Here is a 12,704-nt window from a genome sequence, read left to right as displayed (position 1 = left end):
TTAATTGAGCTTTTAAAGTGAAATTTGTTACCTTACTGTTGTTTGAGATAGTGAATTAAGGTTAATTAATATTATTCTATAAAAGAAAATTATTAGATAAATAACACCAATAACCTTCTATCTGAGTAAAACATCAGTTACTAAAACAGTAAAAAAATAATCTTGCTCCTTATCAAATAACTCTAATTTGATAAGGGCAACTACATGCAAAATAAAAACTTTACTATTAATAAACAGCTCAATCAGAAACTAATTACACACCTAAATAAGCTACAAGATAGATACTCAAAAATTTTACCGATTCGAATCGACATTCATTATGCTAAGGATGATGAGTTCAATACTGATATTGAAACAACCAAAAAAGAAATAATGTACTTTCTCTATCAAGCTATGCAACTTGAACTTGATATTGTAGGGTATGCTGTTGTTATGGAATTTAATCAGAATGAACATATCCATTTTCATTCTGTTTTTTATGTAAATGGTCAAAAAAGGCAAAAATACTATCCTATTTACGTTGCTCTGGAACGTGCATGGTATGAACTGACTAAAGGTTATTTATATGATTGTCAGCGGAATAATTATCATATTAATGGGCTAAGGGTGATAAATCATCACGATGATGAAGCATTTCGTTCTGTTTGTTATATGCTTAGTTATTTAGCTAAAACAGAACAGAAATCATTTTTTAAAGAGTGTTATAGTGATTGTCTATTTTTAAGTAAAGTCCCGCCTCCAAGTCATCGAGGAAAACCTAGAACACTTGGTCTGAATAAATTTTTAATTTCTTCCCGTATTTAATAATCCCAAAAAACTATTTCCTTCATTTTGGAAAATCACTATGAATCTTTAAAAGTATGTTTATACAAAGAAGTCAACAAAACAGACTAATTGCTATAGATCCAATTCATATAAAGGAATAAAAAATGGACAACTACTATGACCTAATACTAAATAAGCTAAGAGCTCATCATAGATCGTTACTTACAAATTATGGGAAGTTATATCCAGTCAGAATGGATTTTGCCTATCATGACGATGCCTATCAAAGGCAATATGGAATAGATGCGTATATGGATATGTTGAACTTGTCTGATTTAACATTACTTTCCAATCATATTCTTAGCATTGTTTGGGTAATGGCTTTTGATGAGCAATATGGCTTTTACTTTCCTGCCATGTTGTACTTTAGTCCTGAACAATATGCAAATTATAACGTTATTATGAAGTTAGTTACTGATTGTTGGAAAAATCAAACTGATGGAAATGGTATTAATGTTGAACAAGAACTAGCTAAGAACGCTTTATCTGAATTAGCACAACTCTCGTGGGAAAAACATAATCCTCTTCGTACCTTGTATATTAACAATGTACATACTTTCGGCTAAATAGCTTGATCGTTTATAACGATCAATAAGATCCTAACTGATCGTTATAAACGATATGACAGTGTGCAATATATTTCTAATAATAATGACGCATTTTTGATCAAAAATAACTTAAGGAGATGAAATGGATAAATTCTATTGTAGAGAAAGTAATAGAATATTCATGAAATATATATTATTTATATTAATTAGTACATTCAGTGTATTTAGTGGCTTTTGTGAAGCAAGTATGCCTCCGGCCTGTAATAGTGAAGAAACAGAAAAAGTCTTACGGTTTTTGACACGTAAATATATTGACCCATTTTTGGTAGGAAGAAATCGTCACTTTTCAGGCACTCAAACACTTAGCGCAAACAAAGAAACAGAAGAATACCAATGTCGCACTCGTTATATGTACTCGATCGATATGTCTTCTAAAAGCCATGTTATAATTTACACTATTTATTGGAGTGACCCAGCAAAAAAACAATTTTCAGTGGAACTAAATAGTATCAGTAACAACAACTAATCTTATCCATGAAGCAAACCCATTTATCCTGTTTGCTTCATTTTTCTCAATGTGCTTCAACGCTCTGATTATAAATAATTTTAAATAGATATCATTAATGGAGCATTTTAATGTGTTCGTTTAATTAATATTTTTATAAGGAGTGCACCATGTTAGATCATCAAATATCGAAAATCACCTTAGTTTATTCATTAGAACCTTATTTCAATCATGTTCATTCTTTATTTAATTCATTAAATAAGGAAGTATAAATGTCAGATAAATTATCTTTATTACTTGATAGGCTCTATCAAATTTGTTTAACAGGCGGATATGGTTTAGCTTCTGCTTACACGTTAGCCGAACAACATAAAGAACGTTTTCCTTTCTATTCTGATAGCCTTGATAACCTAATTAAACAGGAAGCTAATAAAGCTGGGACAACAGGGTTTATTACTGGATTAGGTGGAATGACAAGTTTACCGATTACTTTACCTGCAAATGCTTTGAGTGTATTGTTTATTCAAATGAGACTCGTTATAACCATTGCTATTTTGCAAGGCCAAGATGTGAAGGACAAACGAATTAAGATGTTAATTTACTTATCATTATGTGTGATGGCAAGTAAATTAAAATTACAGCAATTTTGCTTAGCTACATTGCTCAAACAACCCAATGAAGTGGTTTGGAAAATAAATCTATCTATCACTAAACAACTTATTACTATTTTAAGTGCAAAGTATAGCGTGAAGTTAATTAAGATGCTCCCAATATTCGGCGGTGTAGTGGGAGCGGTTATTGATCGCACAGTTACCTATCGCATTGGCCAATTTGCTAAAAATCAATTTAATCAATTCAATTAGTCGAATAACACTAATAATCATTTATCTAAAAATTCATCTAGTTATGAATTTATCTGATTTATTCCCGTTTTTACATAAAGACATGGTGCTTTGGCCAAGCTTAACAGGAGAAAAAATGAAAACCAACTATTCAACAAAGCGCATTGTGACAACAGCGTTAAAATTGCTTGAAAAGCAAATGAAAATAGAAAAAAATCAGTTCACCAAAACAAAACAGGTTATTGATTATCTTAGACTAAAATTAGCACAAAAAGAACGAGAACACTTTGTTGCTATGTATCTAAATAATCAACATCAACTACTTAAAGTAGAAACACTTTTTATGGGCACAATTAACTCTGTGGAAATCCATCCCAGAGAAATAATTAAACAAGCACTTAAACATAACGCAGCAGCTATTATTTTTGCCCATAATCATCCATCAGGTGAAGCACAGCCCAGTAATGCAGATCGCAATATCAATCAAAAATTAACAGAAATACTAAATATCGTTGATATCCGAGTATTAGATCATATTGTAATTGGTCGACAATCGCATTTTTCCTTTGCAGAACAAAGCTGGCTCTAATTTTAAAAAGTCTTCAATGTATATGTATTGATCGTTTTTAACGATCAATAAGATCTTATTGATCCGTTTAAACGATATGACTTTGCTGTAATGATCAGTGAAAATTAAAAACCAAATATTCTTAAATAGAATCTAATAATTAACAATGGAGCGTATTTTTATTATGAAAAATACCTTGTTGGAGTTTTTAACTAAAAATAATTTTTATGGTGGTGAAAAAATTTATTTAGCGCCAACAATACCGAATAAAAAATTATCAAATGCACTATCTTGTTATGGTCAAGGATTAAGACCTGAAGAAATTTATATATTAATTGACAATACTTTATTTGGTGGGGCTAAAGATGGGGTATTAATTACAAATAATCAAATGATTTTTAAGGAACCTTTTGATTCTCCTATTAGAATAAATTTTTCTGATATAAAAAAAATTTACTCTGAAAAGTCAAATATATTTATTAATGGTTCTAAGTTAAGTTCTTTATCAATGCCTGATGCGCCCGATATTTACCGTTTGTGTTTGCTATTACAATTATTTATTGAACAGCAAGATAATAAACAAGAAGAGCCACTAGACACATCACAATTAATAACTTTTTCCGATCAAAATAATCAATGTATAAATAACAAAAGTAATACTGATTCTATGATTGAAGCTGATTGTAAGATTGAACAAACGACTAAATATTCATTGAATCAAACGGATAAAACTGTAACACTCAAATATATTCCATCCGATGAAATGTACAACTTATTATGCAAGATAAAATTAGCTGGTTCAATTTCTACAATCTTTTTTCTAGATAAAAAAGAAAACCCTCATACTTATATTTGTTATGAATTTGTAGGTATTGTTATTTCATTTGTAAAAAAATTCAGAAGCAAGATTATAGAAAAAAAGCAAATTAAAGAATTAGAAAATGATATTGCTACCATCGAAATGCAAGCTTTTGCTTGTTCTTTAATTATCTTTAATATTCTATATCGAGGAGTTAATGAAAGGCTATGTCAACAAATAGCTAATGAAAGTATAAGATCGTTGTCTGGTTCAAATAACAACCGATACTTACAACACTTTTTATCTATTATCCAAACATATGACGATGCTGATGGAGAGGAGGAAATTGTTTTCAATTTTATTGTCCGTTTAACTGTTACTAATTTACTAGAAAAATCACTTTCTGATTTATCACAAATTAAAGAATATTACACCGATATTGAAATCGAGAAGAGCATAAAAACTTTAATCTCAGATTTTGATCCAGAATTTACCAGTTTACTTAATCAGTTGGCTAACCAAATTTCAGATTTGGTTAGCCAAATATTTAATAGATTTAACTACCATTAATTTTTACAATCAGGAATAAAAAATGTTTAAAAAAATTATTTTCGCTTATCTTGTTATTGCTTTCTTAGTTGCGACCTACAACTACTTCACCCTTCCTTCAAATGGTAATACTCCTTATATGCTTGGTTTCGCATCTTCAAAAGGGATTTTGTGGTTATTCAAATTATTTTAAAGGTATATAACATGAAAAAAATAATTTTAATAACCATCTTATCTTGTTTGCTATTGCAAGGATGTTCTGACCCAAAATCAGAGGCTATCAAAAATATGAAGGATGGTTGTATTCTTGCAACAGATTATTCAAATCGTTCAATTAAGTATTGTGAATGTATTGCTGAAAATTCAGTTTCTCAATTAAACGAAAAAGAAATTAAACTATTTAATAAAGCAACAGATAAATTTACACAACAAGATCTTATACTCATTCAAGAAATTTTTTCAAAAATAACAACAAAAAATTTAGAATCAAAATGCCAATACTAATGTTCAGAAATATTATTTAGCTAATTAGAATCTATATTAAATGAAAGGAATAACAAAATGTCTAAAGTAACCTCAAATTTACTCATAGCGATAGCGCTATTATTTTCGCAAATTTCATTTGCAAATAACAATCCTTACCAAGATAGTGAAATAGGTACAAATGAATATCAATTAAGTCAAATGAAACCAATGGCTAGTTATGATTATGTTCCCGTCTATCCCGAACGTCTAAAATCCTTTAATGAATTGCTTAAAAAAGAAATACAACATAAAAAGATTACTCTAGATCAAATTCAATGTATTGATGTTGATGAAGGTAAATTATGTAACCATCCAAAAGCGGTTGCAAGATTAGAGTTCGATCTTAGCTATATTCTTCTTGATGGTAAAACTGAAAAAGATGTTCGATTATGGGATATGGATAATACTGATTACAAAAATGCATTTATTGATATGATTCAAGATAAGCTCGATAGCTGGTTAAACACACATGGACTTCCAATTCGTTCAAGTCGTGATCATGTATTTGCTTTAACTTTAGAAGCTAGAAAATGGTATAAAGATGCTCCATTCTATGTTATTGGCCTACAACCAACAAAAGTCGAATATATCACTTATAAATATACTGAGCCAGGTTTATCTAGAATAGATGACGAAAACCAATATGAAAAAAGCCCTTTTTAATCTTGGCTATTTAAATTTGATAAAAACAGAATAATGGAGCAAAACAAAACGATGAAACACTTAATTGTATTATTTTTATCTATTTTATTTTCAATTAGTATAGCAAATGCAGAAAACAATGATGATATTAAACAAGAAAGATTAAATCGACATTTAGCAGTTATCAAAAATGGAGTTCATACAATAAATATCCCTATTAAACTTAAAGGAATGCGTGACTATTACAATCAAAATGATATTGCTATGGTTTTATTTGAATTACGTTATGGATTTTTAGATAAAGAACAAGAAAATAAGTTTTGGAAAGAAAACAGTGGAACTGCAAATTGGGAATCGAAAGTAGCTAATGGCTTAACAGGTTTAATCACAGGAACATTCGAAATGGAGGGGGAGGCTGATATATTCGTTGACTATAGTCAAACACGTGAAATGGTTTACAACTATACTAAAGAGGCTAAAAGATATTTTAAAGATAATAACATCCCTGCTTATGTAATTGGTTTTCAACCTATTTTAATATCTTTCGAAAAGTTTACTATTACCGATCCTAATATGTACCCAGATGAAAAAATGATAAGTGAAAATTAATTATGGAGTTAACTAATTTTTACATAAGGATTAAATGACCATGAAAAAACTTATTATAACTACATTTCTGTTATTTTGTAGTAATGCATTCGCTTTGCCTAATTTGATTGTAGAAAAGGATGAGTACTATAACGAACGATTAGATGACTATGTACAACAAGCTTTTATCACTTCTAAAGAAAATAATATAAAAATTAATAAGGTAGTAATCAATCGTGATAATTGCAAAATTATTTCCTCTACTGAAAACTACCTTGTTGAACTTAAATTTGGAGAAAAAGTTAAAGTAACACCTAAATTTGGTTGTGACATACTTGAAGTAACAGTCGATACAAATAAGGGAACAGAAACATATGCTTTTGATTAAAAAGGGCAATTTTTACATGAAAAAATATTTTATTATAATTGTAGTTTTATTCTTAACAGCTTGTGGTGATTCGGAGGAGGTCAAAAGAGTAAAAGCTTTAATTTACCCTCAATTAGATCAAACAATCACTGTTGGTAATGCATTAGAAAATCGTGAGATATGTAAGTCAGTGAACTGGAAATTTTTAAAAGATGAAAAGAAACGAGATATTGTTGAGTATAATTGTAATCTAGATACAAAAAATGCTGAAAAATTCTTACACGCTCAATTAGATGATGAATTAAATATTCTTAAATCCAAATTTGTAGAAACAGATATTAAAGTCTCTCCAGAAGAATATAAAAAATTCCGAATAGATGAAGTCAAAGCATCAAAAAATAAACGATACAAATACACCATTTATGAAAATTATGTTGATATAAATGCGACAGAATTTATTTATGCTAACGCAAGATTAGAGGTGTATAACTTATTAGGACAAGCATTGGATGATATAAGTAAATCAAAAGCATTCATCCGTTATCAACAAAACCGAAATTATTTTATAACTAACAAAGAAAGTATTGAAAAAATTATTTTAGAAGATCATTCTATTTCTTTAGTTAATGATCTTATTGATTATATTTATTATTCTAAATATTCATCGTTAGTCGGGGATATTTATTGGATGGTTGATAGGGATAATTCCTCACCAAGCTCATCTTTTAGATGGGAAAATATTTCAAATAAAGCTATTCATAATAAAATAGAAGAAATGCTTAGTGATATTAAGGATATTCATAACCAACTGAAACAGCATAAAATTTATTTTAGTCGGTCTTATCTTTTTGAGAATCAAGGTGGTTTTATAAATCCTATCTATAATAAAAAAATTCGTTATAGCGATGAGTTACTTAAAATTGACGATGATAACGGAATGATTAATCTTGCTCATAGTAGTGCTTGTAATCGAACATTACAATATTTTTTAGAGGGAGAAACACCAAAGACAGTTAGCGTTTATGATCATAAGATAGAAACAAAAATTCCAGCAAATAATTACCGAGAACTGCTTGAGTCATTAAAAACAAAAGAAAAAAATATTATTTCAAAGTTTGTATCTGATGTTTTGGTTCCTCATAACAACAAAAATAAAGCTAATATTGAGATTTTAGAAAAATTGCAAAGCAATATTAAAATCAAAAACTATGATCAAAAAATACGTTGGTCATTAGTAGGGGAACAAAAACCAGTATTGGCCAACTGTGAATTAATTGTTGAAACCAATTCATTTCCACCAGTAATTTCTGACTCTAAATTGGCTAATAACTGTTTTAGTGCTACTTATTCAGATCAATATGTAGACTCAGTATATAATGATCCGCTTTATCAGCTTTTATATGATATTAATTCTAATCTAAAAAACTAAAGATCTAATCAATATAGATATTAGGAATAGATTATTAAATAGTAAAAAAATATTGTTGCTACCTATCTATTGAATGTAATTAACCCACTTCACTCAATAGAGGTACAACAATGTCAACATTCTTATCCCCTTTGGATGCACAAACACATCCAGATTACCTAATTGATATGAAATATATCACCACACTCACTGGCATGACAGATAAATGGTTTTATGCTTTGATAAAGCAAAATAAATTTCCACCTCCTATCAAATTAGGAAGATCCTCTCGTTGGCGTCTAAAAGAGATTGAAGCATGGATAAACACCAAAGCTAATTAGCCGTTAACTTTCTATTAACCAAGGCCGCATAGTCAAATATGCGGCTTTTTTTATGTCTAAATTTTTATAATTGAGGAATTCGTTATGTCCTTAACCGATTTAAAAATTAAATCCGCCAAGCCACACAATAAGCAATATAAGCTTTCTGATAGTGATGGTTTGTTCTTACTCGTTCACGCCAATGGTTCTAAATATTGGCGTTTTCGCTATTACTTCAATACTAAAGAAAAATTAATGTCTCTAGGTCAATATCCTAATGTTTTATTAAGCGAAGCTAGAAGGCTACGGGATGAAGCTAAATCATTGCTAGCTAAAAATATTGACCCACAGGTAGAAAAGAAAGCAAAACAGTCTGAAGAAGTAATACAAGTTACTTTTGAACAAGTTGCACGTAAATGGTGTACCAATAATAAAACTTGGTCTGAGCCACATAGAGCAAAAGTACTACGAACATTAGAACTATATTTATTTCCTAAAATTGGCGCTTATTCTATTTCGGCACTAACTACTCGCCAGTTAATTGTTCCAATTAAAGCGGTTGAAGAAAATGGTCGGTTTGAAGTTGCTAGCCGATTACAACAACGTACTTCAGCAATAATGCGTTATGCCGTACAAAATGGTTATATCTCTTATAACCCAGCTCAAGATTTAAAAGGCGTGGTAAGTAAAGTAAAAGTGAATCATCGCCCTGCACTTGAACTTGAACAAATACCTGAACTTTTAGAGCGCATTGATAATTTTAAAGGACGAGAGTTAACCAAATTGGCAATTAAACTTTCTCTACTTATATTTATTCGTTCTAGTGAGTTGCGATTTGCTCGTTGGTCAGAAATTGATTTCGATAAAAAGATTTGGACTATTCCAGCAGAAAGGGAGGAAATTGATGGTGTCCCTCATTCTCACCGAGGCTCCAAAATGAAAACACCTCATTTAGTTCCACTAAGTGATCAAGCAATAGGAGTTTTAAAACAAATATATGAAATTAGTGGAATGTATGAACTGGTATTTATTGGTGATCATTCTGCAAGAAAACCAATGAGCGAAAATACGGTTAATAAAGCACTTCGAACAATGGGTTATGACACCAAGACAGAACTTTGTGGACATGGTTTTAGAACTATGGCTTGTAGTGCATTAGTTGAATCTAATCTATGGTCACGAGATGCAGTTGAACGCCAGATGAGTCATCAAGAACGTAATGGCGTTAGAGCCGCTTATATCCATAAAGCACAACACATTATCGAACGAACTAAAATGGTTCAATGGTGGGCTGATTACTTAGATTCAATCCGCACTGAGTTTATTATGCCTTATGAGTTCAAAACAAATTAAAAAATACCCTACTATTTAATTCATTTCTCAATATCAATTAATATCAAAAAATTAAGGAATTGTTTATGCAAACATTACCTAGTGTATCATCATGCCTAAAATCCACTACGGTGGGTTCTGGTATGATCTCAGTATTTATCACCCATTTAGGAAAATATAAAGAAGGACAATTGATTGGTGAATGGCTAGAGCTACCAACAACACCAGAAAAAGTAAAACAATGCTTTAAACAAATTGGCATTGATAGTGTTAATTACAAAGAGTTCTTTTTAAGTGGTTACAAATCGTCTGTATATGGCATAACAAATTATATCTCTGAACATAGCAATCTTGATGAACTAAATTATTTAGCCTATAAACTTGACGAATTAAGCCATGATGAAATAGAAATCTATGAAGCAGCCATTGACATTGGCATAAATATTAATTCAATTACAGACTTAATTAATCTAACAGATAACTTAGATTGTTTTCAATGTCTATATAACATCAGCAATGAATATGATTTAGGTTTCTACTGGATTGCTGAAAGTGGTTGTTATAGTTTAAAAGAACTCGGTAACTTAGCAAATTACTTTGATTACGAACGATATGGCCATGATATTGCACTTGAACAAAGTGGCACATTTTATTCTGGTAATTATACCTATTATACAGGTGAAAGTTTTAGTTTTGATTACGATGGGAAAAGTGTTCCAGAAGAGTATTGTATTTCTATTTAAAAATCATTAAATAATTAGTTATTCCCCTTATAAAGCTTTAAATAAGCTTTATAAGGGGAATTCATTAGTAATTTAAATTTTTAATCGAAACTGTTTATAATTATGTATCAACTTAATTCACAAAGAGATCACTTTATTTTTTTGGTGCTAAAGGTGTGGAAATACTATTTCTTTAATAATTAATTGGAATAGGTACATAAAAAAATCTGCTTTATGATTAATAACTTGATTAATTATCCAAAAATCACTTATGTCATTTAATACAAAACTTGCAAATTAAGGACAATAATAAAAAGTATTTTCTTCATTTATAAATAAGTTAACTAAATAGCTATATAATTCAATAAATTTTACTAACATCAAGAAAGTTAATAAAAACTAATGCTATGTTTTGTAAAAAATATTGAGGAGTATATATACCGTTTCATTTTTATACTACGTATTAACCTATTGAATTATAGTTTTATCTCATTTTTCAAGTAGCTTTAGTAGCTCAGTAACTGATTTTCCTAGCGCTAATCCAAATAATGGAGGGACAGCATTACCCACTTGGGTGTATTGAGGCACTTCAAACTTTCGCATTTTACCGCCAGTAGTTACTTTAGAGCGAAATACAAAATTATCTGGAAATGATTGTATCCTTGCCATTTCCCTAACGGTTAGTACTCGTAATTCTTTCTCATCATAATGACAGGCATCATCAGGAATAGACAAGGCAGCTGGTGATGGAGAATTAGGATCTAAGGCTTTTTGGGTTTGTTTTTGTGTCGGATGTTGTTTCAAATATTCTTCAAAATCAACTTTATTAATGAATGCCTTCATTTGATTATTATCTTGCAAATATTCAAATTTTTTTAGTTTATCCCAAACATCTTCAGGTAAATTATTTTCCTTACCTTTTAAAATATTAAAGACTGAATTAGTAATATATCGATTATCACATTGTTGTAGTATTTGATAAATACGAAATCGACATTTAACAAGTTGACTATTATTACGTAGTTCATGGTTACTAATTTTTTTTCTTGCTTTTAATATACTTGCAAATTCAGAGTTTAAGTTTTTAATAAATGATGAAGGTTTTGCCGGATTATGAATCTTAAGATCATCGAGTGCTGATTTTACATTAACCTCATCATGATTAACTAAATGTTTTAAAAATGAGGATTGAAACAATTTATGATGTTCAGGAATTGATACATCAAAATATGGGAGAGATCCAAAGGATACTTTTTCAACATTTTCTTGAACTGAAGCATAAAAATTGAGAGAAGGAGAAAATAATGTTTCTTCAGCACTCTCTTTTTTAAAAAAAGGTTTCAATTTTTGAACAATGTCATGGCGAATCGCTAGCATGATAAAGCGAGGGCGGTTTTGTGGTACACCAGCAAATCTCGCATTAACGTGTAGACAAAGCGGAATATATTTTTTAGTAGCAAATACTTTAGCAACCTCAAACCAAGCATGATATAGAGAACCATCTTTATCTTTAAATGCACGTAAAATACCAGTTACATTTTCCAGTAAAACAATTTTGGGCTGGATTTTTTCAACAAAGTTGGCAAATTCCCAAGGTAGGGTATTTTTGTCACTGTCTTTCTGGCGTAAACCAGCCATACTAAAGCTCTGGCATGGTGGGCCGCCTGAAATTAAATCAACCTCAGTATCATTGAATGCAGATTTTAATGCGAATAAAAGCGCTTTATCTTGTGCAATTAAATTATTTAATTCAATAATATCACCAATGATAAGTGAGTTTTCTAATTGCTTCTTGTCACTTGGAATATCATTGAAACCTTCATGAAGAGAAGGATAGCTAAAGGGGTTCTCTCTTAGACGTTTAGTTAAGCTATCAAATTGACTTGAAAGCCAAAAGGCTTTTTTAGGCTTTTTATTTTTTTTTGCTAGTTGTTGAAAATTTTCATTAAAGAAGTTATAAGCAAATGTTTCAGCAGCCATTGGTGATAATTCATTGGCTAGAGTTAGTTCAAACCCTGCCTTTTCTAGACCTAAAGATAAACCTCCACAACCTGCAAATAATTCAATATGGTTAAACTTTTTAGAACATTTCAATTGATATACCTAAGATAAGAAAAATATTAAGAATAAATTCTAAACTAGAAAATAGAAAAAGTCCAGGGTT

General features: G+C 30.0%; 15 protein-coding genes. 14 read left to right on the top strand and 1 reads right to left on the bottom strand.

Going from position 1 to position 12,704, the window contains the following annotated elements:
* Positions 1-204 precede the first annotated feature (204 nt).
* The 14 genes from A9G47_RS06470 (at position 205) to A9G47_RS06405 (ending at position 10,561) form a co-directional block, all read left to right on the top strand.
* Positions 205-804: an inovirus-type Gp2 protein gene (locus A9G47_RS06470; protein WP_065642474.1), complete on the top strand. Its 600-nt coding sequence runs from the start codon at positions 205-207 to the stop codon at positions 802-804.
* Positions 805-929: 125 nt separating this feature from the next.
* Positions 930-1,391 carry a hypothetical protein gene (locus A9G47_RS06465; protein ID WP_065642473.1) on the top strand — a complete coding sequence of 154 codons (462 nt, stop codon included), beginning with the start codon at positions 930-932 and terminating at the stop codon, positions 1,389-1,391.
* A gap of 124 nt (positions 1,392-1,515) precedes the next feature.
* Positions 1,516-1,899, top strand: coding sequence for a hypothetical protein (locus A9G47_RS06460; RefSeq protein WP_065642472.1), 384 nt, complete (start codon positions 1,516-1,518; stop codon positions 1,897-1,899).
* Between the two features lie 251 nt (positions 1,900-2,150).
* Positions 2,151-2,741 carry an EcsC family protein gene (locus tag A9G47_RS06455; protein WP_065642471.1) on the top strand — a complete coding sequence of 197 codons (591 nt, stop codon included), beginning with the start codon at positions 2,151-2,153 and terminating at the stop codon, positions 2,739-2,741.
* The gene (radC, locus tag A9G47_RS06450) at positions 2,677-3,309 is read left to right on the top strand and encodes a RadC family protein (RefSeq protein WP_218057442.1); all 633 of its coding nucleotides are present in this window, start codon (positions 2,677-2,679) and stop codon (positions 3,307-3,309) included. The genes A9G47_RS06455 and radC overlap by 65 nt, the downstream gene beginning before the upstream one ends.
* Positions 3,310-3,472: 163 nt before the next feature.
* Positions 3,473-4,657, top strand: coding sequence for a hypothetical protein (locus A9G47_RS06445; RefSeq protein WP_065642470.1), 1,185 nt, complete (start codon positions 3,473-3,475; stop codon positions 4,655-4,657).
* Between the two features lie 183 nt (positions 4,658-4,840).
* Positions 4,841-5,140: a hypothetical protein gene (locus tag A9G47_RS06440; protein ID WP_065642469.1), complete on the top strand. Its 300-nt coding sequence runs from the start codon at positions 4,841-4,843 to the stop codon at positions 5,138-5,140.
* Positions 5,141-5,197: 57 nt separating this feature from the next.
* The gene (locus A9G47_RS06435) at positions 5,198-5,824 is read left to right on the top strand and encodes a hypothetical protein (RefSeq protein WP_065642468.1); all 627 of its coding nucleotides are present in this window, start codon (positions 5,198-5,200) and stop codon (positions 5,822-5,824) included.
* Between the two features lie 51 nt (positions 5,825-5,875).
* Entirely contained in the window at positions 5,876-6,412 is a 537-nt protein-coding gene (locus tag A9G47_RS06430) for a hypothetical protein (RefSeq protein WP_065642467.1), read from the top strand.
* A gap of 40 nt (positions 6,413-6,452) precedes the next feature.
* Positions 6,453-6,779: a hypothetical protein gene (locus A9G47_RS06425; protein WP_065568229.1), complete on the top strand. Its 327-nt coding sequence runs from the start codon at positions 6,453-6,455 to the stop codon at positions 6,777-6,779.
* Positions 6,780-6,795: 16 nt separating this feature from the next.
* Positions 6,796-8,187, top strand: coding sequence for a hypothetical protein (locus tag A9G47_RS06420; protein WP_141674828.1), 1,392 nt, complete (start codon positions 6,796-6,798; stop codon positions 8,185-8,187).
* A 110-nt stretch (positions 8,188-8,297) separates the two neighbouring features.
* The gene (locus A9G47_RS06415) at positions 8,298-8,507 is read left to right on the top strand and encodes a helix-turn-helix transcriptional regulator (protein WP_065568227.1); all 210 of its coding nucleotides are present in this window, start codon (positions 8,298-8,300) and stop codon (positions 8,505-8,507) included.
* Between the two features lie 84 nt (positions 8,508-8,591).
* Complete coding sequence (locus tag A9G47_RS06410) at positions 8,592-9,839, top strand: tyrosine-type recombinase/integrase (protein WP_065642465.1); 1,248 nt, start codon at positions 8,592-8,594, stop codon at positions 9,837-9,839.
* Between the two features lie 65 nt (positions 9,840-9,904).
* Positions 9,905-10,561 (top strand): antirestriction protein ArdA, encoded by a 657-nt coding sequence (locus A9G47_RS06405; protein ID WP_081303571.1) that lies wholly within the window; start codon positions 9,905-9,907, stop codon positions 10,559-10,561.
* Positions 10,562-11,029: 468 nt separating this feature from the next.
* Here A9G47_RS06405 and A9G47_RS06400 read toward each other — a convergent pair whose 3' ends face one another.
* Positions 11,030-12,634, bottom strand: a complete 1,605-nt coding sequence (locus tag A9G47_RS06400; RefSeq protein WP_065642464.1) for a DNA cytosine methyltransferase — start codon at positions 12,632-12,634, stop codon at positions 11,030-11,032.
* Between the last annotated feature and the right edge of the window lie 70 nt (positions 12,635-12,704).

It is taken from the genome of Gilliamella sp. WF3-4, from assembly GCF_001690275.1.
Classification (GTDB): domain Bacteria; phylum Pseudomonadota; class Gammaproteobacteria; order Enterobacterales; family Orbaceae; genus Gilliamella; species Gilliamella apicola_C.
The sequence above is the reverse complement of the archived record's forward strand: the minus strand, read 5'-3'. Positions and strand labels throughout refer to the sequence as shown.